This window comes from Leisingera sp. M527, assembly GCF_025141525.1.
Classification (GTDB): Bacteria; Pseudomonadota; Alphaproteobacteria; order Rhodobacterales; family Rhodobacteraceae; genus Leisingera.
Window position 1 is genome coordinate 2,466,266 of record NZ_CP081037.1, and the last position, 23,060, is coordinate 2,489,325.

22 protein-coding genes and 5 tRNA genes are annotated in these 23,060 nt (G+C 61.9%); 13 read left to right on the forward strand and 14 right to left on the reverse strand.

All coding sequences use genetic code 11. The annotated features are described in order from the left end of the window. The first annotated feature begins 183 nt into the window (after window positions 1-183). From K3555_RS12320 to K3555_RS12335, 4 genes are all read left to right on the forward strand, one after another. Window positions 184-1,575 (forward strand): dipeptidase, encoded by a 1,392-nt coding sequence (locus K3555_RS12320; RefSeq protein WP_260005372.1) that lies wholly within the window; start codon window positions 184-186, stop codon window positions 1,573-1,575. An 87-nt stretch (window positions 1,576-1,662) separates the two neighbouring features. Beyond that, complete coding sequence (locus K3555_RS12325) at window positions 1,663-2,094, forward strand: hypothetical protein (protein ID WP_260005373.1); 432 nt, start codon at window positions 1,663-1,665, stop codon at window positions 2,092-2,094. A gap of 497 nt (window positions 2,095-2,591) precedes the next feature. Further along, window positions 2,592-2,813 (forward strand): hypothetical protein, encoded by a 222-nt coding sequence (locus K3555_RS12330; RefSeq protein ID WP_129371299.1) that lies wholly within the window; start codon window positions 2,592-2,594, stop codon window positions 2,811-2,813. A 53-nt stretch (window positions 2,814-2,866) separates the two neighbouring features. Then, on the forward strand, window positions 2,867-3,256 hold the full coding sequence (locus tag K3555_RS12335; RefSeq protein ID WP_260005374.1) for a nuclear transport factor 2 family protein: 390 nt from the start codon (window positions 2,867-2,869) through the stop codon (window positions 3,254-3,256). Window positions 3,257-3,296: 40 nt separating this feature from the next. Here K3555_RS12335 and K3555_RS12340 read toward each other — a convergent pair. From K3555_RS12340 to K3555_RS12375, 8 genes are all read right to left on the reverse strand, one after another. Next, a tRNA-Asp gene (locus tag K3555_RS12340) sits at window positions 3,297-3,373 on the reverse strand. A gap of 80 nt (window positions 3,374-3,453) precedes the next feature. Beyond that, window positions 3,454-3,530 (reverse strand) — tRNA-Asp (locus tag K3555_RS12345). An 82-nt stretch (window positions 3,531-3,612) separates the two neighbouring features. Next, window positions 3,613-3,689: transfer RNA gene (locus K3555_RS12350), tRNA-Asp, on the reverse strand. Between the two features lie 200 nt (window positions 3,690-3,889). Continuing rightward, window positions 3,890-3,965, reverse strand: a tRNA-Val gene (locus K3555_RS12355). A gap of 76 nt (window positions 3,966-4,041) precedes the next feature. Beyond that, window positions 4,042-4,611 (reverse strand): histidine phosphatase family protein, encoded by a 570-nt coding sequence (locus K3555_RS12360; protein WP_259985290.1) that lies wholly within the window; start codon window positions 4,609-4,611, stop codon window positions 4,042-4,044. A gap of 115 nt (window positions 4,612-4,726) precedes the next feature. Then, window positions 4,727-4,801: transfer RNA gene (locus tag K3555_RS12365), tRNA-Val, on the reverse strand. A 13-nt stretch (window positions 4,802-4,814) separates the two neighbouring features. Continuing rightward, on the reverse strand, window positions 4,815-5,372 hold the full coding sequence (locus K3555_RS12370) for an HU family DNA-binding protein (RefSeq protein ID WP_259985292.1): 558 nt from the start codon (window positions 5,370-5,372) through the stop codon (window positions 4,815-4,817). Between the two features lie 132 nt (window positions 5,373-5,504). After that, window positions 5,505-5,960, reverse strand: coding sequence for an Lrp/AsnC family transcriptional regulator (locus K3555_RS12375; protein ID WP_259985294.1), 456 nt, complete (start codon window positions 5,958-5,960; stop codon window positions 5,505-5,507). A 132-nt stretch (window positions 5,961-6,092) separates the two neighbouring features. Here K3555_RS12375 and K3555_RS12380 point away from each other — a divergent pair, with 132 nt between their 5' ends. Next, entirely contained in the window at window positions 6,093-7,148 is a 1,056-nt protein-coding gene (locus K3555_RS12380; protein WP_260005375.1) for a Glu/Leu/Phe/Val dehydrogenase, read from the forward strand. Between the two features lie 338 nt (window positions 7,149-7,486). On the opposite strand, the gene lon is transcribed toward K3555_RS12380, so the two are convergent. Beyond that, window positions 7,487-9,898, reverse strand: a complete 2,412-nt coding sequence (gene lon, locus K3555_RS12385; protein ID WP_259985298.1) for an endopeptidase La — start codon at window positions 9,896-9,898, stop codon at window positions 7,487-7,489. Window positions 9,899-10,419: 521 nt separating this feature from the next. Between lon and rsgA the strand changes: the two genes are divergently transcribed. Beyond that, window positions 10,420-11,487 carry a ribosome small subunit-dependent GTPase A gene (gene rsgA, locus K3555_RS12390; protein WP_260005380.1) on the forward strand — a complete coding sequence of 356 codons (1,068 nt, stop codon included), beginning with the start codon at window positions 10,420-10,422 and terminating at the stop codon, window positions 11,485-11,487. A gap of 57 nt (window positions 11,488-11,544) precedes the next feature. Here the strand turns inward: rsgA and tgt are convergent, their stop codons facing one another. Then, window positions 11,545-12,675, reverse strand: a complete 1,131-nt coding sequence (tgt, locus tag K3555_RS12395; RefSeq protein WP_260005381.1) for a tRNA guanosine(34) transglycosylase Tgt — start codon at window positions 12,673-12,675, stop codon at window positions 11,545-11,547. 70 nt (window positions 12,676-12,745) lie between these two features. Here tgt and rimK point away from each other — a divergent pair, with 70 nt between their 5' ends. The 3 genes from rimK to K3555_RS12410 all read left to right on the forward strand — a co-directional run bounded on the left by rimK (window position 12,746) and on the right by K3555_RS12410 (window position 15,392). Next, window positions 12,746-14,152: a 30S ribosomal protein S6--L-glutamate ligase gene (gene rimK / locus K3555_RS12400; RefSeq protein WP_259985320.1), complete on the forward strand. Its 1,407-nt coding sequence runs from the start codon at window positions 12,746-12,748 to the stop codon at window positions 14,150-14,152. A gap of 74 nt (window positions 14,153-14,226) precedes the next feature. Then, the gene (locus K3555_RS12405) at window positions 14,227-15,117 is read left to right on the forward strand and encodes an SPFH domain-containing protein (RefSeq protein ID WP_260005382.1); all 891 of its coding nucleotides are present in this window, start codon (window positions 14,227-14,229) and stop codon (window positions 15,115-15,117) included. Beyond that, entirely contained in the window at window positions 15,117-15,392 is a 276-nt protein-coding gene (locus tag K3555_RS12410) for an NfeD family protein (RefSeq protein ID WP_260005383.1), read from the forward strand. The genes K3555_RS12405 and K3555_RS12410 overlap by 1 nt, the downstream gene beginning before the upstream one ends. Before the next feature lie 108 nt (window positions 15,393-15,500). Here K3555_RS12410 and K3555_RS12415 read toward each other — a convergent pair whose 3' ends face one another. After that, the gene (locus tag K3555_RS12415) at window positions 15,501-16,271 is read right to left on the reverse strand and encodes a hypothetical protein (protein WP_260005384.1); all 771 of its coding nucleotides are present in this window, start codon (window positions 16,269-16,271) and stop codon (window positions 15,501-15,503) included. Between the two features lie 246 nt (window positions 16,272-16,517). Between K3555_RS12415 and K3555_RS12420 the strand changes: the two genes are divergently transcribed. From K3555_RS12420 to tpiA, 4 genes are all read left to right on the forward strand, one after another. Continuing rightward, on the forward strand, window positions 16,518-16,880 hold the full coding sequence (locus K3555_RS12420; RefSeq protein WP_129371311.1) for an SUF system Fe-S cluster assembly protein: 363 nt from the start codon (window positions 16,518-16,520) through the stop codon (window positions 16,878-16,880). Between the two features lie 105 nt (window positions 16,881-16,985). Beyond that, the gene (locus K3555_RS12425) at window positions 16,986-18,203 is read left to right on the forward strand and encodes a glycerophosphodiester phosphodiesterase family protein (protein WP_260005388.1); all 1,218 of its coding nucleotides are present in this window, start codon (window positions 16,986-16,988) and stop codon (window positions 18,201-18,203) included. 156 nt (window positions 18,204-18,359) lie between these two features. Beyond that, window positions 18,360-18,719 (forward strand): iron-sulfur cluster assembly accessory protein, encoded by a 360-nt coding sequence (locus tag K3555_RS12430; protein WP_129371313.1) that lies wholly within the window; start codon window positions 18,360-18,362, stop codon window positions 18,717-18,719. Window positions 18,720-18,858: 139 nt separating this feature from the next. After that, a complete protein-coding gene (gene tpiA / locus K3555_RS12435) occupies window positions 18,859-19,608 on the forward strand; it encodes a triose-phosphate isomerase (protein WP_260005390.1) in 750 nt (249 codons plus the stop codon). A 105-nt stretch (window positions 19,609-19,713) separates the two neighbouring features. Here the strand turns inward: tpiA and K3555_RS12440 are convergent, their stop codons facing one another. From K3555_RS12440 to K3555_RS12450, 3 genes are all read right to left on the reverse strand, one after another. Beyond that, window positions 19,714-21,090, reverse strand: coding sequence for a TRAP transporter large permease (locus tag K3555_RS12440; protein ID WP_259985338.1), 1,377 nt, complete (start codon window positions 21,088-21,090; stop codon window positions 19,714-19,716). Next, entirely contained in the window at window positions 21,090-21,767 is a 678-nt protein-coding gene (locus tag K3555_RS12445) for a TRAP transporter small permease (RefSeq protein WP_260005392.1), read from the reverse strand. Before K3555_RS12445 ends, K3555_RS12440 begins: the two co-directional genes overlap by 1 nt. Window positions 21,768-21,869: 102 nt before the next feature. Continuing rightward, window positions 21,870-22,871, reverse strand: coding sequence for a DctP family TRAP transporter solute-binding subunit (locus K3555_RS12450; protein ID WP_259993864.1), 1,002 nt, complete (start codon window positions 22,869-22,871; stop codon window positions 21,870-21,872). Window positions 22,872-23,060: the final 189 nt, after the last annotated feature.

The following is a 23,060-nucleotide window of genomic DNA, read 5'->3' on the forward strand; positions in this document are numbered from 1 at the left end:
GCCAACCTGTGGCCGTTTGCGTCGTATATGCCGCGTGTTCAGGCGTCACTATGCGCAGGATCGGAAACCTGCCGCACTGGAAAAACAAGCGAAACCCCGCCCTTCCCCCACTGGCCCCTGTTCCGGACCGCTGTTAGGGTCCGCGTCAAATTGCCCGCAACCGGACACGCAGGAGAATGAAAGATGGCACTGAATGATGTTCTGGACCGGATCGACACAGAGCTGGACGCCGCCACCGAACGGCTGATGGACCTGCTGCGGATCCAATCGATTTCCACCGATCCCGCCTTTAAGGCGGACTGCGACAAGGCCGCCGACTGGCTGGTGGCCGATCTCAACGCCATCGGCATCAAGGCGGAAAAGCGCGAAACGCCGGGCCATCCGATGGTGGTCGGTCATGTGGGCGAGGAAAACACAGACGCGCCGCATGTGCTGTTCTACGGCCACTATGATGTGCAGCCGGTCGATCCGCTGAACCTTTGGAACACCCCGCCGTTTGAACCGCAGCTGGAGGAAACCCCGAATGGCACCGTGATCCGCGGCCGCGGATCCTCGGATGACAAGGGCCAGCTGATGACCTTTGTCGAGGCCTGCCGCGCCTGGAAGGCCGTGAACGGCTCCCTGCCCTGCCGCATCACCTTTTTCTTTGAGGGCGAAGAAGAATCCGGTTCCCCCTCGCTGATCCCCTTCATGGAGGCCAATGCCGAGGAGCTGAAGGCCGACCTCGCGCTGATCTGCGACACCTCGATGGTGTCGCGCGGGGTGCCGTCGATCTCCTCGCAGCTGCGCGGCATGCTGAAGGACGAATTCACCATCGTCGGCCCGCGCATCGACCTGCATTCGGGCCACTACGGCGGCCCCGGCCTGAACCCGCTGCGCACACTCTCGGAAATTGTAGCCTCCTTTTATGACACTGACACCGGGCGCGTGGCCGTCGAGGGTTTCTATGAAGGCGTGCATGAGGTGCCCGAGGACCAGCTGCGCCAGTGGCAGAGCTGCGGTTTTGACGAATCCGAATACCTGAGCTCGGTCGGCTACTCGCAGCCGCACGGTGAAAAAGCCTATTCCACCCTGGAACAGCAATGGGCCCGCCCGACGCTCGAGGTGAACGGCCTCTGGGGCGGCTACAACGGGGCCGGCTCCAAAACCGTGATCCCGTCCGAGGCGCACTGCAAGATCACCTGCCGCCTAGTCGGCGACATGGACCCTGACGCGCTGCGCGACAAGATTCGCAAACACGTCGAGGACCGCCTGCCTGCGGACGCATCGGTGCGCTGGGACAACGACCTCGAAGGCTCCCGCGCCGCAGTGATGAACATCACCCGCCCCGAATTTGAGGCCGCCCGCGGCGCCCTGTCGGACGAATGGGAGCGCGAGGCCGTATTCTGCGGCATGGGCGGTTCAATCCCGATTGCCGGCTTCTTCAAGTCGATCCTGGACATGGACGCGATGCTGATCGGTTTTGCCAATGACGACGACGCCATCCACTCGCCGAATGAGAAATACGACCTGCAGAGCTTCCACAAGGGCATCCGCTCCTGGGCCCGTGTCTTGGACGCCCTGTCGCGCAAGTAACCCCAGTTTCGGGCGGTGCATTTCGAAGCCCCGCCCGGATACTCCAATCCGGACACCGCGAAGCAAGCCGAACAACGGGAAGCAGGCATGAACTCTTGCTTCAAGACGTGCGCAATACTTGCGGCAGTACTGGCACCGCTTCTCCCCGCTCTGCCCGGTGCCGCCCAGTGCCCACCGGAGAAAAGGCTCGGCCAGGCCGATAAGGCGGTTTTCATTGGCGGTACCGGTTTCCTGGCACGCAAGGCCCGGCAATCGGGTGCAGCCGGCGCCGCAGCCTATTTTTTCAGCGGGAGGCGGGCCAAAGCGGTTCCAGAGTCCACCGATGACAAGCTGGCCCGGCTGTTTTCAGGCACAAACTGCGCGGTATCCCTGAACCGCCGCCCCGGCCAGGCCAAGGCCTATGTCTTCACAACTCCCGAGGACCTGGGCGCCTGTCTGCCGCGGCAGTTTCTTCTCGTGGCCGGTCTGCTTCCTTTCGAAGGCGAAACACCAAGCGCCTTGAACCTCAACTTCAATTAGACCAAGGCAACCCTGGCGGACGTCGCATTTTTGCGGATCCTCTCCTACATCGGAAAAACGCCGCACCTTGCCCGGCTGGAACTGCAAACCGCTGCCAACCGGATGTTTGACCTCTGCGACTTCAGCACACGGCTGCAATTGCAGGCGACGCCGCACTCCCGCCCGTCATCAAGCCTCATGCGAGGCCTTCTTCCCGTTGGGTCTGGCGCCGCTTGCGCGGCGCGCGCCGCGCCTTGGCACGGCGCCAGGCCCAAGGCTTCCAGCGGTATCTATGATGCCGCCGGAAAGGCGCGGGAGCGTTCCGGCTCCGCCACTGCCCGCAACACAGGTGGCATCGTCTGCAAACCCGCCGCACACGGGATTTTCCAGGATCTTGCAGCGCATTTTTTCCAACGTTTATCCCGCCCCCCCCCTCTCGGATTAAGAGTTGGTTATCCGAACCATCCGATACTGCATGTGATTTCTGCCGCGACAGCGGACCACGATGGAGACAGCAGATGGCACAAAGCAGATTCAACCGCCCGCCCGGTTTCGAAGGCAACCAGACCGACCCGGAAGAAAGCTACCGCGCCGGCTATCAGCACGGCACCCGCGTGATGCTTCGGTATCTGGAAACCATCCCCAAGGCCGACCTGGAACGCCTCAAGAAATGGGTCGATTTCGAACTCACTGGCTGGCGCCACGACACCGGCGCGGACCCGAACCCTCCGGCCCTTTGATACCCCGGCCCCGACCGCTTGCACCTGATGCGCCAGTTCGCCAATGTGGCGCCATGACGGAAAAGAATATGACCGAAGGCCCGCAGCTGGCCGAAATCCTTACCCTGGAAACCAAGGTCTGGGAGGCGCTTGTCTCTGGCGACCCCGAGGCAGATGGCCGGATGCTGTCGGAGGACTTCCTAGGTGTCTATCCCAGCGGCTTTTCGGGCAAGGCAGGCCATTGCGATCAACTGAAGGACGGGCCGGTAATGGCGCAATTCCGGCTGAGTGATGCGCAGCTGCGCGTCATAACAGAACAGGCTGTACTGCTGTCCTACCGGGCGCGCTACCGTCCCTCAGGCAGCTCATGCTGGCAGGTCATGCTGATCTCCTCGCTTTGGGAAAAGAGCGCGTCAGGCTGGCTCAACACTTTCAGCCAGGACACTCCGGAAACAGCCGCATAACCACGGTACAGCTGCGTTCATACCTGAAATTGAGAGAAAGTGGCGCGGTTGACGGGGCTCGAACCCGCGACCCCCGGCGTGACAGGCCGGTACTCTAACCAGCTGAGCTACAACCGCGCATTTGCCTTTCGGCGGCCGTCTCCGGCCAGTGTTCCCCTCCGGGACGGACCCTGCAATGCTAGGGCGGCAGGCGAAAGTGGCGCGGTTGACGGGGCTCGAACCCGCGACCCCCGGCGTGACAGGCCGGTACTCTAACCAACTGAGCTACAACCGCATTTTCGCCTTTCGGCAGATTGTTTCCAATCCAGTTCCCCTCCGGGGCGGATCCTGTTTTACCCCAGGATGAGGTGCAGCGGTGGCGCGGTTGACGGGGCTCGAACCCGCGACCCCCGGCGTGACAGGCCGGTACTCTAACCAACTGAGCTACAACCGCCCGCTGCACGTTCAGCATCGCTGCTGAATGTTGGGCTGTAATATTCCCCCCCCTTAGAACCGTCAAGAAGTGTTTTGCCTTTTTCGGGACTTTCCCTCAAAAAAAATTCACCCTCCCGGTAACCCCTTGAAACAGATGGAAAAAACCCAAAAACTACGTGCCCATCGGCATCTCAGCACGGTCAATCTGCAAAGTGGGGATGGTGGGTCGTGAGAGGCTCGAACTCCCGACATCTTCGGTGTAAACGAAGCGCTCTACCAACTGAGCTAACGACCCGGTAAGCGGGGATTTAGACAATGCCGCCGGGCAGCGCAAGAGAAAAAACAAAGATTTTTCCACCCTGCCCGCCGGATCACTCCAAAACGGTTTCCATCCCGTTTTCCAGCACATAAACGCACCCCTGCCCGTTCGGCAGAGCCGCCATGCTGTCGCGGGGCAGGCCGCAGATGATACCGCGCATCACCTGCCCCAAAAGCCCATGCGCCACCACCACAGACGGCCCGGTCAGCGACAGCATGAAGTCCAGAATGCGGCCATGAAAGCTGGCATAGCCTTCGCCGCCGGGGGCCTCGCAGAACAGGTCCAGGTTCCGCGGATTGGCGCCATGGATCTGCGGGTAACGCTGCGCGACCTCCTGCAGCGTCATCCCCTGAAACACGCCGGCAAAGGCCTCTGCCAGGCGCGGATCGGTCACAAATGGCGCCCCTCTCAACGCGATATCCGCTGTCTGCTGGGCACGGCCCAGCGGGGACGCATAGCAGGCCGGATTCTGCTCCAGCACCGGCGCCATCAGACCGGCCTGCCGGCGGGCATGTTCAATGCCCAGCGGTGTCAGCGGCGATTCCAGCTGGCCTTGAATGCGGTGCTCTGCATTCCACTCGGTCTGCCCGTGTCTCAGCAGCCAGATTTTCGGAAATTGCATCACATGCCCCCTGCCCGGTTCTATCGCCAAATTGGTAGCGGCAAGCCGGGGACAACGGAACCCCGCAAACAAGAAAAGGCGCTCAACCGGTACCGGGAGCGCCTTTTGAAAAGAATGGTGGGTGATAAGAGATTTGAACTCCTGACATCTTCGATGTGAACGAAGCGCTCTACCACTGAGCTAATCACCCGTGAGGCAGGCTTTTACCCGTCCGATGCAGCCTCTGCAAGAGGGTCATTGGAAGAATTTCCAGCTTCCCCGGAATTTTCTGCCGCCGCGCTTTTTGCGACCGCAGGCTGGCGCAGTTTGCATACGAACACTTTGCCATTGCTGCGTTCCTGGCTGCGGTTGATGCGCAGTTTCCCGAACGGCTTAAGGTTCAACTCACGGCCTTCGGCCACGGCCTCGCCCAGCAGCGCCAGAACCGCCTCAACCACCGGCTTTGCGTCTCTCTTTTTGACACCGGAGCGTTCGACTGCCAGCTCCACCAGTTCCTTCTTGTTCAGTTCCGGTGCGGCAACAATCGGTGAAGCGGCTGTTACAACCACGGGTTCTGGTGCAGCAGACGCTTCGGATGACGGGTTGGCTTCCGGCGCGTGCCGCTGCATCGGTGCGTTCACATCTTCAGGTTCGCCTGTCTCAGGTTTCACAGCAGCCGTCCTGGCGGTGGATGCCTTCAGCGTGCCTGCCTTGCGGACAGGTGGCTTGCCTTCGCCGGACTTGCGCCCGGATGTACTGCTTTTGCTGGTTGCTCTTGCCATTTGTGCCCCATGATCCTGTTATTTACCCTGCATCGGCTTCTCAGCTGCCCCGCGCTGTTGCGATTGGCAGCCAGGCGTGCGGGCCTGCTCTGTGCAGCCAGCCTAACACAGGCCCCCTCCGGCGTGAACCGGTTAGCAGGCCGGCAGGGCATCGCGCTGAATCATGGTGCGCAGGGTAAAACTGGACCGGGTGTTGCGAATGCCCGGCACCCGCATCAGACGGTCCTCCAGAAATCTGTCGAAATCCGGCAGATCCTCGGCCACCACCCGCAACAGGATATCGCGTGTGCCGGTCATTAAGTAGCACTCCATCACCTGATCGAACTGGCGCACCGCTTTTTCAAAGGCCTGCAGGGCGCCGGTTGACTGGCGCTCCAGCTCCACCGCCACAAAGATCGTGACCGGCAGCCCCATCTTGGTCTGATCCACTCGCGCGGAATAGCCGCTGATCACGCCGCTTTCCTCCAAATTGGCCACCCGGCGCGCGCAGGGCGTTGGCGATAGCCCGACCTTCTCTGACAATTCGGAAATCTTCAGCCGCCCATTGCGCTGAAGCGCGGCCACAATCTTGCGATCAATTGAGTCCATGGAGGTTTCCTCTAAGATAGGCTTCTTCTACAGAGCATACCACCAAACACCACCGTTCTGGCAGGTCATTTTAGTGAAAACCGGCGCCCGCGCCCTAGTATCATCGGGAAAAGTTTTGGAGGAGCAATCCAGATGACAGTGACTGCCGTCGCATCAACCACCCATGAAGAGATCTACCGCGTCGAGGAGGCCTCCGCGGGGCTGCTTGGCTTCATCGCCATCCACTCCACCCGGCTGGGTCCCGCCGCCGGCGGATTGCGGATGCGCCCCTATGCCAGCGAAGAGGAAGCACTGACCGACGTTCAGCGGCTCAGCGAAGGCATGACCTACAAGAACGCCGCAGCGGGACTTACGCTGGGCGGCGGCAAGGCGGTGATCATCGGCGACCCTGCCCGGGACAAATCGCCGGAACTGCTGCGCGCCTTTGCCCGTGCCATCGAAAGCCTGGACGGCCGCTACATCACTGCCGAAGACATGGGGATGAGCCCTTCCGACATGGGGGTTCTGGCAGAGGAAACCCGGTTTGTGGCAGGTCTTGCCGATGGCGAATATGCTAGCGGCGATCCCTCTCCCATCACCGCCCGCGGTATTTTCAACGCGATTTGCACCACGCGTGCCCACAAACACGGCAGCCGTGATCTGGGCGGCGTCACCGTTGCGGTGCAGGGCCTGGGCCATGTCGGCTGGTATCTTTGCCGGTTTCTGACCGAGGCCGGCGCCAAGCTGATTGTGACCGACATCGACGAGGCCCGTGTAGAACAGGCACTTGCCGAATTCGGCGCCAAAGCAGTGCCGCTGGACGGAATCTACGGTGTTGACGCAGACGTCTTTGCTCCCTGCGCCATCGGCGGCATCTTGAATGCCCGGACGATCCCGCAGCTGAAGGCGGACATCGTCGCAGGCGGCGCCAACAACCAGCTGGCGACCGCTGCTGACGCCGCAGGCCTGCACGCGCGCGGCATCCTTTATGCGCCTGACTTTGTGGCCAATGGCGGCGGCATCATCAACGTTGCAACCGAAATCCAGCGGATCAAGGACCGCAAGGGATTTGTTGCCGAGAAACTCAAAGCGCTGGACGAAACGATGGCTTCGATCCTGATCCAGGCTGAGACCGCAGATGTCAGCCCGGCCGAAATGGCCATTGCCACGGTACAGGCCAAAATGGCCGGTTCCAGCAAGGCGGCCTGACCGCCTTCCCAAGCGATACCGCGGGGCACTCCCGCACCCGCACGGAGTCCGGCCTGCGGCAGGTCTCCATGAGGGTTTTGGGCCCGGCGGCCTGCCCCACCGGGGCAGGCCGCACGCCGCACCCCAGGTGCGGCGCCCCGCCCAACCGCTGCTGAGGCGCATCAGCGCATCCCGCAGCGGGCGGGAGCCCTCCCCCCACGCCTGAGACCTGTCAGGGATAGACACACAGAAACCTGGAACCACGCCCCGGCAAGAAGGGCCGGAACGGAAGATGAAACTGAAAAAGGGCGGCCCCGCGGGACCGCCCTTTCCTTTCTTGCACCAGATCCAGGCCGTGATCAGTGGGCGGTAGCGCCCGCCCCGTCCTCTGAGCCTTTCAGAGCCGCTTTGGCTGCTGCGGCTTCCTCGGCTTCCTGGTCCCATTCGATAGGGTCCGGCTGGGACACCAGCGCGTGTTTCAGAACCTCGGACACATGGGACACGGGGATGATTTTCAGCCCTTCTTTCACATTGTCCGGAATTTCCGGCAGGTCCTTTTCATTTTCCTGCGGGATCAGAACCGTCTTGATACCGCCGCGCAGAGCTGCCAGCAGCTTCTCCTTGAGGCCGCCAATGGCGCTGGCATTGCCGCGCAGGGTGACTTCGCCCGTCATCGCAATGTCCTTACGCACCGGAATGCCCGTCAGCACCGACACGATCGCCGTAACCATCGCCAGGCCCGCACTTGGACCGTCCTTGGGCGTCGCGCCGTCGGGCACGTGCACATGGATGTCCAGCTTGTCGAATTGCGGCGGCTTGACGCCGATCTGCGGGCTGATCGAACGCACATAGCTCGACGCCGCCTCGATTGACTCCTTCATCACATCGCCCAGCTTGCCGGTGGTCTTCATCCGGCCCTTGCCCGGCAGCCGCAGCGCCTCGATCGACAGCAGCTCACCGCCGACCGATGTATAGGCGAGGCCAGTGACAACACCAACCTGATCCTCCATCTCGGCCAGGCCATAGCGGAACTTCTTCACGCCCAGGAAATCATCCAGATTGTCCGCCGTGACAGTGACGCTGCCGGCCTCTTTCTTGATGATCTTGGTCAGCGATTTGCGCGCCACCTTGGCAATCTCGCGCTCCAGGTTCCGCACGCCGGCTTCGCGGGTGTAGGTCCGGATCATCTCCGTCACCGCGTCTTCGGTCAGCTCAAACTCCTTGGCCTTCAACCCGTGGTTCTTCACCTGCTTGGAAATCAGGTGCTGCTTGGCGATCTCGCGCTTTTCGTCCTCGGTGTAGCCCGACAGCGGAATGATCTCCATCCGGTCCAGCAGCGGCCCCGGCATGTTGTAGCTGTTCGAAGTGGTCAGGAACATCACGTTCGAGAGGTCATATTCGACCTCCAGATAGTGATCCATAAAGGTGTTGTTCTGTTCCGGATCCAGCACCTCCAGCATCGCCGAGGCCGGGTCGCCGCGGAAATCCTGGCCCATCTTGTCGATTTCGTCGAGCAAGATCAGCGGGTTGGTGGTTTTCGCCTTCTTCAGCGCCTGGATGATCTTGCCGGGCATCGAGCCGATATAGGTCCGGCGGTGGCCGCGGATCTCGCTCTCATCGCGCACGCCGCCCAGCGAGATGCGGATGAACTCGCGCCCTGTCGCCTTGGCAACTGATTTGCCCAACGAGGTTTTACCCACGCCCGGAGGGCCGACAAGGCACAGGATCGGCCCCTTCAGCTTGACCGAACGCTGCTGCACCGCCAGATATTCAACGATCCGCTCCTTTACCTTCTCCAGGCCATAGTGATCCGCATCCAGGATCTCCTGCGCCTTGTTCAGGTCTTTCTTGACGCGGGACTTGTTGCCCCACGGGATCGACAGCATCCAGTCCAGATAGTTGCGCACAACCGTGGCTTCGGCCGACATCGGCGACATGTTCTTGAGCTTCTTCAGCTCGGCATCCGCCTTTTCGCGCGCTTCTTTCGACAGTTTGGTGGCGGCGATTTTTTCTTCCAGCTCGGCGATTTCGCCAGCGCCTTCCTCACCGTCGCCCAGCTCCTTCTGAATGGCCTTCATCTGCTCATTCAGATAATATTCGCGCTGGGTCTTCTCCATCTGGGATTTGACGCGGGTCTTGATCTTCTTCTCGACCTGCAGGACCGACATTTCGCCCTGCATCAGGCCATAGACCTTCTCCAGCCGTTCGCTGATGGACAGTGTTTCCAGCAGTTCCTGCTTGCGGTCGACCTCAATGCCCAGATGACCCGCAACCAGGTCGGCCAGTTTGGCCGGCTCAGTGGTTTCACCGACGGCGGACAGGGCCTCCTCGGGGATGTTCTTGCGGACCTTGGCATAGCGCTCGAACTCGTCGCCCACGGTGCGCACCAGCGCCTCGGTGGTGGTGACATCGCCGGGCATTTCCGGCAGTTCCTCGGCCTTGGCCTCGAAGAAATTGTCGTTTTCGAGGAATTCGGTGATCTTTACACGCGCCTGCCCCTCGACCAGCACCTTGACGGTGCCGTCGGGCAGTTTCAGCAGCTGCAGCACATTGGCCAGCACGCCCACGGAATAAATGCTATCGGTTTCGGGATCGTCCTCGGACGGGTCGATCTGGCTGGACAGCAGGATCTGCTTGTCATCCGCCATCACCTCTTCCAAGGCGCGCACCGATTTTTCCCGGCCTACAAACAGCGGCACAATCATGTGGGGGAAGACCACGATGTCGCGCAGCGGCAGGACTGGGTAGGAGGAATTGAGTGGCTCTTGCATACTCGGTCCTTTGATTTGGCAAGACGGTCCGGCCCCGATCCCGGCAGCTTTGGCCCGTCTCCTCAATTGATGTCTTTATCTGGGGGGATGGTTAACACTTTTCAACCGCCCTGCCCCAAGGTTTGCAGCCACCTTGCCCGCACCGCACCCGGACCACAAGGGCGCAAATGGTGAAAGGGTGACCAAAGGCCTAACGGGCCCGCCGCAGCTGCAAGAGCCGCAGAGCACAGGCCGTTTAACTGCACATATTTGCGCCCGGCCAGCCGTCATCCAGCAGCCATACGGGCGGGTTCCAACTGCTTGGCACAGGGTTCACATCCAGCACCTTGAACAACTGCACGCCTGCGCCTAAACTGCACGGCGAAAACCGGAGATTGTATGACCTGAGTCATCCGGGCCCGCGGCATGCCGGCCCACACCAAACGCAAAAACCGTCAGACCTGCAGCCAGCGGGCCGGTTTTGTTTGGCCGCATCTGAATATACCACGCCCGCCAAACGGGCTCTCCGAGAGTTTTAAGACATGAACCGCAGAAAACTTCCCGGCTTTCTGAACACCCCCGTGCGTTCGCAGGTCTCTTCCGGCCTGAGCGAACTGGGTTTCAAACCCTTTTTTCAACACCAGATGGCAGATGCCGCCGACGGCGCCGCCCCGGCCCGCATCACCGCCATTCACCGCAGCCAGTTCGACCTCATCAGCGCTGACGGTCCCCTGACCTGCCCGGCCATTGACGGCGCCGCAGTCGGGGACTGGCTGCTGCTTGACCCAGAAACCGGGCACGGCACCGTCCTGCTGGAAAGGGCCTCCTTGTTTAGACGGCGCGCACCCGGCACCGGCCGCGAAACACAGCTGATTGCCGCCAACATTGACACGCTGTTTATCGTCACCTCCTGCAATCACGACTTCAACATCGCCCGGCTGGAACGCTTTCTGGCGCTGGCAAACGAAGCAAACACCACCCCGGTGATCATTCTGACCAAGGCCGACCTTGCAGATGATCCCGACAGTTACCGGACGCAGGCCCAATCCTTGCAGGCCGGCCTTATTGCCGAAACCATCGACGCCACCAATCCTGCAGAGGTGAACCGCCTGCGTGCCTGGTGCGGACTGGGGGAAACGGTGGCATTGGCCGGTTCCTCAGGTGTCGGCAAGTCCACTTTGGCCAACACCCTGGCCGGCGGCGGGCTGATGCAAACCGGCGCCATCCGCGAGGACGACAGCAAAGGCCGCCATACGACCTCGCACCGGCAAATGCTGCGGCTGCCCGGCGCCGGCTGGCTGATCGACACACCCGGCATGCGCGAATTGCAGATATCAGACGCGCAAGACGGTATTGATATGGTGTTTCAGGATCTTACCGATATCGCGGCACACTGCCGTTTCAGGGACTGCCAGCACGAAAGCGAACCGGGCTGCGCCATCCAAGCAGCCGCCAAAGCCGGTCAGCTTGACACCGCCCGCATTGCGCGCTGGCAAAAGCTAAGATCCGAGGACGCCTTTAACGCGCAGTCTCCGTCGGAACGCCGCGCCGCCGGCAAAGCGCTTGGCAAGGTGATCAAACAGGCCAAACGCATCAAGCGCAAAAAGTAAGCCCCAAGGCCTGAACCCGTCCCTGGCGCAGCAGCGCCAGGGGTACCGGGGCGCCGTTTACAGCGGCTCGATATCACCCTGCGCGCGGGTATCGTGAAAGTCCTTCTGCCAGACTTCAAAACTGCCGGCGGCAATCGCCTCCCGCATACCTTGCATGATCTCCTGGAAATAATGCAGGTTGTGCCAGGTCAGCAGCATCCCCGAAATCATCTCGTTCGAGCGGAACACATGGTGCAGGTAAGCCCGCGAATAACTCGAACAGGCCGGGCAGCTGCAATGCTCATCCAGAGGCCGCGGATCGTCCTGATGGCGGGCGTTCTTGATATTCACCACGCCATAGCGGGTAAAGGCCTGTCCGGTGCGGCCCGACCGCGACGGCAGCACGCAGTCCATCATGTCAATGCCGCGCGCCACAGCGCCGACGATGTCGTCGGGCTTGCCCACTCCCATCAGATAGCGCGGCTTGTCTTCGGGCAGGAAACCGGGGGCGTAATCAAGGCAATCGAACATCGCCTCCTGCCCCTCGCCCACCGCAAGGCCACCAACGGCATAGCCCTCAAATCCGATTTTCTTCAGCGCCTCGGCACTTTCTTCGCGCAGGTCCTGTTCCAGCCCGCCCTGCATGATCCCGAACAGCGCATGGCCGGGCCGGTCGCCGAATGCCTCGCGCGACCGCTCGGCCCAGCGCATCGACAGGCGCATTGAGTCCGCAATCCGGTCACGGTCTGCAGGCAGCGCCGGGCATTCGTCAAAACACATCACGATATCAGATCCCAGCAGCCGCTGGATCTCCATCGAGCGTTCCGGCGTCAGCTCATGCTTGGAGCCGTCGATATGGGATTTGAAGGTCACGCCTTTCTCGGTCAGCTTGCGCAAACCAGCCAGCGACATCACCTGAAACCCGCCCGAGTCCGTCAGAATGGGCCGCTCCCAATTCATGAACTTGTGCAAGCCCCCCAGCCGGTCGATCCGCTCCGCCGTCGGGCGCAGCATCAGGTGGTATGTATTGCCCAGCAGGATATCGGCCCCGGTCGCGCGCACGCTTTCCGGCATCATCGCCTTGACGGTCGCAGCGGTGCCGACCGGCATGAAAGCAGGCGTGCGGATTTCACCGCGCGGCGTATTGATGACACCTGTGCGCGCCGTTCCGTCGGTTGCCTTCAGTTCAAAGTTGAAAAGCTCTGCCATCTTCTATTCCTGCCGTTACACTCAAACCGGCACACCGGTGATTCCCCTCTAATGCCAAGGAGCCAACTCCATGTCCACAGCCGACGCCGCACCGCAATTGAAACTCGGTTGGGAAGAATGGGTCAGCCTGCCCGACCTTGGTCTGCCCGCATTGCGGGTCAAGGTCGACACCGGCGCCCGCACCTCCTCGCTGCATGCCACCGGCATTGAAACCTTTGGCCCGGCAAGCGCCCCCAAGGTGCGCTTCATGGTGCATCCCATCCCCGGCCAGTACGATCTGGAAATCCCCTGCTCTGCCCTGATCAAGGACCGCCGCGAAGTGACGTCGTCAAACGGCGAAAGCGAAATGCGCTTTGTGATCGAAACCCCGATGGAGATCGCAGGCCAGTCCTGGCCGGTGGAGCTGACGCTGACCGACCGGCGCGGCATGGCGAAACACATGCTGCTGGGCCGCCAGGCGCTGACCGAAAACGTGACAGTGGTGCCGGGCGAACGCCTGTGCCAGCCGGAACTGGATTATTCGGTCTATTCCTCTTCCAGCATCCGCAAATCCGCCCCGAAACGCTCGCTGCGCATTGCTGTGCTCAGCCGCGAGGACAATTATTCCACCCGCCGCCTGGTGGAAGAGGGCGAAAACCGCGGCCACACGGTCGAGGTGATCAATACCACCCGCTGCTACATGGCGCTGAACGCGCTGGCGCCCGAGGTCCATTATGACGGCAAGCGCCTGCCCCGCTATGACGCGGTGATCCCGCGCATCGGCGCCTCTGTCACCCAATACGGCACCGCGCTGCTGCGCCAGTTCGAAACCGTGGGCACCTATTGCGTCAATGGCGCCGAAGGCATCACTGCCAGCCGCGACAAGCTGCACGCGCATCAGATTCTGGCCCGCCACAAGATCGGCATGCCCGCCACCGCCTTTGCTGCCTCGCCCAAGGACACCGGCAGCCTGATCCAGATTGTGGGCGGCGCGCCGCTGATCGTGAAACTGCTCGAAAGCACCCAGGGCAAGGGCGTGGTGCTGGCGGAAACCACAAAGGCCGCTGAAAGCGTGATCACCGCCTTCCGCGGGCTCAAGGCCAACTTTCTGGTGCAGCAGTTTGTCAAGGAAGCCGCAGGCGTGGATATCCGCTGTCTGGTGGTCGGCTCCAAGGTGGTCGCGGCGATGAAACGCTCCGGCGCCGAGGGCGACTTCCGCTCCAACCTGCACTTGGGCGGCAGCGCTGAAATCGTCCGCATCACCAAGGAGGAACGCTCCACCGCGGTCCGCGCCGCCCGTGCCTTTGGCCTCAACGTGGCGGGCGTCGACCTGTTGCGGTCGGAAACCGGCCCCAAGGTGCTGGAGGTGAATTCCTCCCCCGGGCTGGAAGGGATCGAGAAGACCTCCTCCAAAAACATCGCCGCGCTGATCTATGCCGAGATCGAAGACCGGGTCCGCCCGGCCCCGATGCGGCGGCTCAAACCCTCTGCCTCTTGAGGTGCAGATTATCTTGACCTGCCGGGACGGGCGCAGGATCCTGCCCGCAGGCGTTTGAAACAGAAAGCATATTCATGAACGAAGACCTGATTCTGGACCTACTCTCCAGTAACCTGCTGTACTTGCTGGGCGCGGTCCTGCTGATCATCGTGGTACTGAAGGGCGTGCGCATCGTACCGCAGTCCGAGAAATACGTGATCGAACGTTTCGGCCGCCTGCATTCGGTGCTGGGGCCGGGCATTAACTTCATCGTGCCGTTCCTGGATGTGGCCCGCCACAAGATGTCAATCCTGGAGCGCCAGCTGCCCAACGCCAGCCAGGACGCGATCACCAAGGACAACGTGCTGGTGCAGATCGACACTTCGGTGTTCTACCGCATCCTGGAGCCGGAAAAGACCGTCTACCGGATCCGCGACGTGGACGGCGCCATTGCCACCACCGTGGCCGGCATCGTGCGCGCCGAGATCGGCAAAATGGACCTGGACGAGGTGCAATCCAACCGCTCGCAGCTGATCGGGCAGATCCAGCATTCGGTCGAAAGCGCGGTTGACGACTGGGGCATCGAAGTCACCCGCGCCGAGATCCTGGACGTGAACTTGGATCAGGCCACCCGCGACGCGATGCTGCAGCAGCTGAATGCCGAACGCGCCCGCCGCGCCCAGGTGACCGAGGCCGAGGGCGCAAAACGCGCCGTCGAGCTGAACGCCGACGCCGAGCTTTATGCCGCCGAACAGACCGCCAAGGCCCGCCGCATCCAGGCCGAAGCCGAGGCCTATGCCACCGAAGTTGTCGCCAAGGCGATCCGCGAAAACGGTATCGAGGCAGCGCAGTACCAGGTCGCCCTGAAACAGGTGGAATCGCTGAACGCGCTCGGCAAGGGCGCGGGCAATCAGACCATCCTGGTCCCCGCCCACGCGCTTGAGGCCTTTGGCAACGCCTTCAACCTGCTGAAAGGGGGCAAATAATGGATATGCCGTTCTGGGCCTTGTGGTGGGTCTGGGGCGCAGCGGCGCTGGTGCTGGCCATACTGGAGGTTCTGGTGCCCGGCTTTGTCTTTCTCGGCTTTGCCATCGGCGCCGCGGCCGTTGCCTTGCTGCTGCTGGCAGGCGCCGGTTTCGGCCTGCCGCCGCTATTGCTGATCTTTGCTGTGCTGTCGCTGGTGGCCTGGCTGGTGATGCGCCGCTTTTTTGCCCTGCCCAAGGGCCAGGTGAAGACCTTCAACCACGACATCAACGACTGACAACACCAACTGACAGCAGGCCGGGCTGCGCATCACAGCGGCCCGGCCCATGCGATACGGGCCACATGCTACGGGCCATACGGCATAACCCATGCGGCACGGCCCGCGTCAGAACCTGAACCCCACCCCCGCCAGCAGCCCGTGAGTCACCGCATCATGGCGGAAAAAGCTGTCCGTGCCGCGGATGCCGTCCTGATACTCCACCCCCAGCCCGCGGTACATCACATAGATCGAGGCCCGCTCCCAGCGGTCGTAAATCAGCCCGCCCATGGCCGACCAGCTTTGATCGGACCCGGCGCCAAAGCCGCCGATATCGCCCTCCAAGGACAGGCTGAACCGCGGCGACAGCCGCCGCTCCCAGCGCAGCCCCGCAATCGGATCGGTCCATGTGCCGCCCCGCCGCACCGCGCCGCCCGGCAGGTAGGCCGTAACATCCACATCCCAGTGGCGCAGCCCGCCAAAGACCTCAAACCGGTCCCGCCCCTGCCCGAAACTATAGGTCACCACTGCCTCAGCCATGTTCTGGTCATAGGCAGCAGCCACCGCACCGGCAAAGCTTTCCGCTGTCCGGTCCGAATCCATCACCGCATAACGCAGCCGGAAACCGAAACGGCTGCTGTGCTGCCCTTCGAACGCCAGCATCCCGCCGGCCTGCAGCTGATCAAACACATCGCCCGCATCAATCGACAGACCGCCGCCTGCCTGCCCCAGCTCTGTTGTCCCCTCCACCGATGGTGCCAGCACAAAGGGCGTCAGCTGCCAGCGCCATGCCCCCTGTGCCCGGGCATCACCTGCCGTCCCGCCCACGGCCAGGCAGCTGCCCGCCAGCACAAGGGCAGCGGAATTCGCGCATCTGCGGGTCGTGGTTTTCCCTGGCATGGCCTCTCTCCGCTCCTGCCCGCACACAGCAGCTCCGTGGCCGGACAGCGGCGCACGGCCCGCATCCTTCGGGCAGCGTTTACAAAATCATCGTGGGGGAGCCACAATTTAGCGCGCTCACCCCATCAAATCAAATTTTCACGAACAGGCGGTTAACAGAACATTCCCGCTGCGGTGTGCGCCGCCTCTGGACGCCGGGCCGTACATTCCCTATATAAATCGTCGGAATATCAGACCGGGATCCCCATGACCAACCCTTCCGAACCGCTTGAAGGCGCACCGCTGATCGCGCCCTCCTCCGTCAGCCACCCGCTGTACGAGGCCGTGACCGACGCCTGCCGCTCTGTCTATGACCCGGAAATACCGGTGAACATCTATGAGCTGGGGCTGATCTACACGATCGACATCAATGACGAGAACGACGTCAGGATCATCATGACCCTGACCGCACCGGGCTGCCCGGTTGCGGGCGAGATGCCGGGCTGGCTTGTCGACGCCATTTCGCCGGTGCCGGGGGTGAAAACGGTTGACGTCGAACTCACCTGGGAGCCGCCCTGGGGCATGGAGATGATGTCCGACGAGGCCCGCTTGGAACTGGGCTTCATGTAAGCCCGCACAGCCTGTGTCCGGATCCGGCCCCTGCATCTGCGGGGGCCTTTTCATTTTCGGGCCCGCGCGTCTAATGTGCGGCAGCCCTAGATCCGGAGCCGCCCCATGCGCCTAGCCCTGCTGTCCGTTGCTTTACTGTCCGCGGTCCTCGTGCTGCTTCCTGCTCCCGGCACTGCGGAGCCTCCGGCCCTCAGCTACGGCCCGCGCCCGGCCTATCTGATCAGCCAGCTGCCCGAAGGTGCGCTCAAGGACAGGCTGCAGGCCTGCGCAGGCCAGACCCCGGCGCGCACGGATTTCTCCATCGGCCACCGCGGCGCGCCGCTGATGTTTCCCGAACACACCGCCGAAGGCCACCGCGCCGCTGCCGCCATGGGGGCGGGCATTCTGGAATGCGACGTCACCTTCACCCGCGACCTGGAACTGGTCTGCCGCCACGCGCAAAACGACCTGCACCGGACCACGGACATCCTGACCTCGCCCCTGGCGGACCGCTGCTTCCAGCCCTTCTCTCCGCATGCATTCAATTCCCCCGCCAGCGCCGAATGCCGCAGCACCGATCTGACCCTGGACGAATTCCGCAGCCTGCGCCCGAAAATGGACAGCGCCAATCCCTTTGCAGCCACGCCGCGGGACTATCAGGGCGGCCTTCCCTCGTGGCGCAGCACGCTTTACGGCGGCAATGCCCAAACCCTGACACATGCCGAGTCGATCGGCCTGCTGCAAAGCCTCGGCGCCAAATTCATGCCCGAGCTGAAGACCCCCGCAGTCCCGATGCCCTTTAACGGCTTCACGCAACAGGATTTCGCGCAGAAACTAATCGATGATTATAAATCCGCCGGCATCGCACCCGCCGACGTCTGGGTGCAAAGCTTCCGCCTGGACGATATCCTCTATTGGATCGAACACGAACCGGCGTTCGGCCGCCAGGCGGTGCTGCTCGACGGCAGCTACCGCCACGAGGGGTTTGATCACACCGATCCAGCAACATTCCCCTATGACTTCGCAGCGCTGAAGGCGCAGGGCGTCAATTACCTGGCACCGCCCCTTTGGATGCTGGTGACTGTGCAGGACGGCCGCATTATCCCCTCCGCCTATGCCAATGCCGCCAAATCCGCCGGGCTGCGGCTGATCACCTGGACGCTGGAACGCTCCGGCCCGCTGCAAGGCGGCGAGTGGTACTTCCAGTCCCTCGCAGGCCTCAGCCAAGGCGACGGCATGTATTACCAGTTGCTGGACGTTCTGGCACAGGACACAGGTGTCGAAGGCGTTTTTTCCGACTGGCCTGCCACCGTCACCTACTATGCGAACTGTATGGGGCTTTGACACCATTGGCCTGTGATCGGCGGCAGCGCAGGTTTCACGCCGCTCCCCGTTGAAAATCCGCATACAGAATACATGTTACCTGCCTGCCTGGACGTTTGCGGGGTTGAGCCGCGGCAGCACCAGCCCTAGATAGGGACTAAGTGTAAGGAGAAACCCATGTTCGGCATTCCCGGCAAACAAGCTGTGACCATGACGCCCAAGGCAGCAGCGCAGATCGCCAGGCTGATGGCCAAGGACGGCCATGCTGGCCTGCGCATCGGCGTCAAGAAAGGCGGCTGTGCGGGCATGGAATACACCATGGAATACGTCAACGAACCCTCTGCCAACGATGAAGTGGTGGAACAGGACGGCGCCCGCATACTGATCGCGCCGATGGCGCAGATGTTCCTCTTCGGCACCGAAATCGACTATGAGGTGACGCTCTTGGAAAGCGGGTTCAAGTTCAACAACCCCAATGTCGCGGATGCCTGCGGCTGCGGCGAATCGATCAGCTTCAAGGAACTGCCCGGCGCCTGATCCTGTCCAGGCGGGACGCAATCAGCGGGCGGGGTCTTCCCCGTCCTTTTTGTGGCCGGTCCCCGGCCAAGCGAATTGCGCCACTCCGCCGCTGGTGTTACCTGTCACGCCCACATAACGAGGATCGGAGGCATCCCCCATGCGGCGGAAACTGGCAGCAGGCAACTGGAAAATGAACGGCACCGGCGACAGCCTGGGTGAATTGGCAGCCCTGGCCGAAAGCCATGCCGGCCCGGCTGCGGACATCCTGATCTGCCCGCCGGCAACTCTGCTGTCGCGCGCAGCCGACATCGCCAAAGGCAGCGCCGTCGCCATCGGCGGCCAGGACTGCCACGCAAACGCCTCCGGCGCCTACACCGGCGATCTGTCAGCTGCCATGCTGAAAGACGCCGGCGCCTCCGCCGTGATCCTCGGCCATTCCGAGCGCCGCGCCGACCACGGCGAAACTGACGCCCAGATCTGCACCAAAGCCGAAGCCGCCCTCGCAGAAGGCCTCACTGCGGTGATCTGCATCGGTGAAACCTTGTCCGAGCGCGAAGGCGGCGACACGCTGAAGGTGGTTGGCACTCAGCTTGCAGGTTCCGTCCCGGCCTCTGCCACCGGCAAAAACACCGTTGTGGCATACGAACCGGTCTGGGCCATCGGCACCGGCAAAGTGCCGACGCTTGAGCAAATTTCCGAAGTGCACAACTTCCTGCGCGCCGAACTCACCACCCGCTTCGGGGCCGGGACCGCAGAGGCCATCCGCCTGCTCTACGGCGGCTCGGTCAAGCCATCGAACGCACGTGAGATCTTTGCTGTCTCCAATGTCGATGGAGCACTTGTAGGCGGCGCCAGTCTCAAGGCCGCGGATTTCTCCCCGATCATCACCGCGCTGGAAACCGCCTGAGCCAAGAAAATTCGAATTTTCTTGGCAAAATTCTTCGAAGAATTTTGCCGCAGAACGCAAAACGGCGCCCGAACAACCGGGCGCCGTTTTCTTTTCTGCAATGCCTTACTTGGTTATGATCTCCGGCCCCATCACCGCATTTGGCAAAACAGTGGACAGCCAGGGGATATAGGTGATCATGATCAGGAAAACAAAGAGCACCGCGAGGAATGGCAGCGCCGCCCGCACCACCCCCATCATCGGCATCCCCGCCACGCCCGAGGTCACAAACAGGTTCAGGCCAACCGGAGGGGTAATCATGCCGATCTCCATGTTCACCACCATGATGATGCCCAGATGGATGGGATCAATGCCCAGCTCAATCGCAATCGGGAACACCAGCGGTGCAACGATGACCAGCAGGCCCGAAGGCTCCATGAACTGGCCGCCGATCAGCAGGATCACATTGACCACGATCAGGAACATCACCGGGCCAAAGCCTGCCGACAGCATTGCCGTTGCAATCTGCTGCGGCACCTGCTCATCGGTCAGCACATGTTTCAGGATCAGCGCATTGGCAATCACAAACAGCAGCGTCACGGTCAATTTACCCGCCTCGAACAGCGTGTGCTTGGTATCGCTGTGCAGGAACGCTGTCAGCAGTGCATAAGGCTTGCGCAAAAGCGGCGTCTTTGCCTTGCCCTCACCATTCGACAGCGGTCCCATGTCCTTGTAGACAAAACTGGCGATAAAGAAAGCATAGACCGCCGCCACCGCCGCCGCCTCGGTCGGAGTAAAGATGCCGCCATAGATGCCGCCCAGAATGATCACGATCAGGAACAACCCCCAGCCCGCATCCCGCGCCGACTCAAAGATCTCGCCCCAGCCCTTCCACTCGCCCTTGGGCAGGTTCTTGACCTTGGCCATCACATAGATGGTCACCATCAGCATCAGCCCGGCCATCAGACCCGGAATGACGCCGGCCAGGAACATCCGGCCGACGGAAACCTCAACCGCGGCTGCATAGACCACCATCACAATCGACGGCGGGATCAGGATGCCAAGCGTCCCTGCGTTACAGATCACGCCTGCCGCGAACTCCTTGGAGTAGCCCACCTCGCGCATGCCAGCGATCACAATGGAACCAATGGCCACCACAGTTGCAGGCGACGACCCCGAAAGCGCTGCAAACAGCATACAGGCAAAGACGCCCGCAATAGCCAGCCCGCCCGGCAGATGGCCGACACAGGCAATCGAAAACCGGATGATCCGCCGCGCCACGCCGCCCGTGGTCATGAACGACGATGCCAGAATGAAGAACGGGATCGCCAGCAGGGTGAAATGCCCCTCAAAGGCTTCAAACAGCGTGCCCGCGACGCTCGCCAGTGAACTGTCGGAGTAGATCAGCAGGAAAATCGTCGAGCTGAGACCCAGCGACACCGCAATCGGCACCCCGATCAGCAACAGGCCGATCACCATAGCAAAGAGAATTACCACTTCCATCAGTCATGCTCCCCGCGCTGCGCCCGCACGGCGTCCAGCTCATCTTCCACTTCATGGCTGGCGACCAGCCGGTCCACATCACCGCGCGCGATCTGGAACGCCGCCTGAACAAAGCGGAACACCAAAAGCAGCATCGACACCGGCAGCACCACATACGGCACCACTTTCGGCAGTTTCTCGTAGGAATCGCCGTAGTTGATCAGGTCCTCAAGAAACTTGAAGACCGCCACCATCGGCACATCCTGCACTTCGTAAAAACTCTGGCTGCGTGCCTTCATGTCAAACCCGGTCGGGAACCAGCGCCCCGAGGTCGGCGGCAGATCCGCAAACACCGCCCAATAGTCATAAGCGCCTTTCAGCAGCAGCAACGAGAACACGATGCAGCAGGCGGCGGCAAACAAGCCCACCGCGCGGCGCGCGCCCGGCGCCAGCATGTTGACGATGGCATCAACGCCCAGATGCGCATGGGCTTTCACCGCATAAGACGCGCCCAAAAGCACCAGCCAGGCAAACAGGAACACGGTCAGCTCCAGCGCCCATAAAATGTTGGAATTGAACACAAACCGCGCGATGACATTGGCAAATGTTATTGCCGTCATCAGCCCCAGCAGGATCGCGATCAGAGTTTCTTCGAGTGCGTTGATAAGCCCGCTCGGGCCGGTTCTGGACCCCGCCATGGCTGCCTCCCAAATTTTGCGGAAAAGGGGTGCAGGCAGCGGATCCCCGCGCCGCCTGCAGTCAGGAGGCCCCGATGCGGGCCTCCCGGATACGGGCCTGACTTACAGGCCTGCGTTGATGGCTTGCGCCGCGTCGATCTTCTCCTGGCCGACGTCGCCAGCGAATTTCTCCCAGACCGGCTTCATCGCCTCGACCCAAGCCGCACGCTGCTCGGGCGTCAGCTCACGCACCACACCGCCGGCATCGATGATCGCCTGGCGCGCCTCGCCGTTCACCTTGGTCGACTCGGCGTTGCGGGTCGCGGTGACTTCATTCAGAATGGTCAGGAACTGGTCGCGCACCGCCGGGTCCAGGCTGTCCAGCCAGTCCACGGAGGTCACCACCAGATAGTCCAGCGCGCCGTGGTTGGTCTCGGTCACACCGTCCTGCACCTCAAAAAACTTCTTGCCGTAGATGTTGGACCAGGTGTTTTCCTGCCCGTCCACAACCCCCTGCTGCAGCGCGCCGTAGACTTCCGAGAATGCCATCTTCTGGGGCGAGCCGCCGATGGCTTCCATCTGCGCCACCAGCACGTCCGAGGACTGCACCCGGAACTTCAGCCCATTGGCATCCGTGGGCTCGACAAGCGGCTTGTTCGCCGACATCTGCTTCATGCCGTTGTGCCAATAGGCCAGCCCCTGCAGACCGCGGCGCTGCATGGAATCCAGCATCTCCTGGCCGGTTTCGGACCCCTGGAACGCATCCACCGCGTCGATGTTCTTGAACATGAACGGCAGGTCGAACAGGCGGAACTGCTTGGTGAACTTCTCAAACTTCGACAAGGACGGCGCGGCCAGCTGCACGTCGCCCTGCAGCATCGCTTCCAGCACCTTGTTGTCATTGTACAGCGTCGAGTTCGGATAGACCTCGATGCACATGGTGCCGTTCATCTCTTCGTTCACGCGGCTCTCCAGCAGCGAGGCGGCAATCCCCTTGGGGTGCTTGTCGGTGTTGGTGACATGGCTGAACTTCACCACGATCTCGCCGTCGTCGCAGGCAGCACTTGCAGCGCCTGCGGTGACGGTCAGTGCCATTGCGGTGGCGGCGGTGGTCAGGAATTTCATGGTCTTTTCCTCCCAGAAAAATCATCTCTAAATCCGATGTTGCATTCAGCGCATAGCTGAAGCCCGCCCAGAGCATCCCAAGTTGCGAGAATCCGCTCAAGAATTGATTCGGAACTCATCATCCGTCAGTTTTTTCCGCTTTCCAGCAATGGCTTACCGGAAATTCCAAGCGCTTCCAGGTGGGGTGCG

Coding starts and splice junctions, on each gene's coding strand:
- K3555_RS12360 (WP_259985290.1), bottom strand. CDS start 4,611: ATGCAATTTCCGAAAATCTGGCTGCTGAGACACGGGCAGACCGAGTGG.
- K3555_RS12335 (WP_260005374.1), top strand. CDS start 2,867: ATGACGGAAAAGAATATGACCGAAGGCCCGCAGCTGGCCGAAATCCTT.
- rimK (WP_259985320.1), top strand. CDS start 12,746: ATGTCCACAGCCGACGCCGCACCGCAATTGAAACTCGGTTGGGAAGAA.
- K3555_RS12420 (WP_129371311.1), top strand. CDS start 16,518: ATGACCAACCCTTCCGAACCGCTTGAAGGCGCACCGCTGATCGCGCCC.
- K3555_RS12410 (WP_260005383.1), top strand. CDS start 15,117: ATGGATATGCCGTTCTGGGCCTTGTGGTGGGTCTGGGGCGCAGCGGCG.
- K3555_RS12325 (WP_260005373.1), top strand. CDS start 1,663: ATGAACTCTTGCTTCAAGACGTGCGCAATACTTGCGGCAGTACTGGCA.
- K3555_RS12320 (WP_260005372.1), top strand. CDS start 184: ATGGCACTGAATGATGTTCTGGACCGGATCGACACAGAGCTGGACGCC.
- tpiA (WP_260005390.1), top strand. CDS start 18,859: ATGCGGCGGAAACTGGCAGCAGGCAACTGGAAAATGAACGGCACCGGC.
- K3555_RS12440 (WP_259985338.1), bottom strand. CDS start 21,090: ATGGAAGTGGTAATTCTCTTTGCTATGGTGATCGGCCTGTTGCTGATC.
- K3555_RS12445 (WP_260005392.1), bottom strand. CDS start 21,767: ATGGCGGGGTCCAGAACCGGCCCGAGCGGGCTTATCAACGCACTCGAA.
- tgt (WP_260005381.1), bottom strand. CDS start 12,675: ATGGCAGAGCTTTTCAACTTTGAACTGAAGGCAACCGACGGAACGGCG.
- K3555_RS12375 (WP_259985294.1), bottom strand. CDS start 5,960: ATGGACTCAATTGATCGCAAGATTGTGGCCGCGCTTCAGCGCAATGGG.
- rsgA (WP_260005380.1), top strand. CDS start 10,420: ATGAACCGCAGAAAACTTCCCGGCTTTCTGAACACCCCCGTGCGTTCG.
- K3555_RS12380 (WP_260005375.1), top strand. CDS start 6,093: ATGACAGTGACTGCCGTCGCATCAACCACCCATGAAGAGATCTACCGC.
- lon (WP_259985298.1), bottom strand. CDS start 9,898: ATGCAAGAGCCACTCAATTCCTCCTACCCAGTCCTGCCGCTGCGCGAC.
- K3555_RS12330 (WP_129371299.1), top strand. CDS start 2,592: ATGGCACAAAGCAGATTCAACCGCCCGCCCGGTTTCGAAGGCAACCAG.
- K3555_RS12370 (WP_259985292.1), bottom strand. CDS start 5,372: ATGGCAAGAGCAACCAGCAAAAGCAGTACATCCGGGCGCAAGTCCGGC.
- K3555_RS12450 (WP_259993864.1), bottom strand. CDS start 22,871: ATGAAATTCCTGACCACCGCCGCCACCGCAATGGCACTGACCGTCACC.
- K3555_RS12405 (WP_260005382.1), top strand. CDS start 14,227: ATGAACGAAGACCTGATTCTGGACCTACTCTCCAGTAACCTGCTGTAC.
- K3555_RS12415 (WP_260005384.1), bottom strand. CDS start 16,271: ATGCCAGGGAAAACCACGACCCGCAGATGCGCGAATTCCGCTGCCCTT.
- K3555_RS12430 (WP_129371313.1), top strand. CDS start 18,360: ATGTTCGGCATTCCCGGCAAACAAGCTGTGACCATGACGCCCAAGGCA.
- K3555_RS12425 (WP_260005388.1), top strand. CDS start 16,986: ATGCGCCTAGCCCTGCTGTCCGTTGCTTTACTGTCCGCGGTCCTCGTG.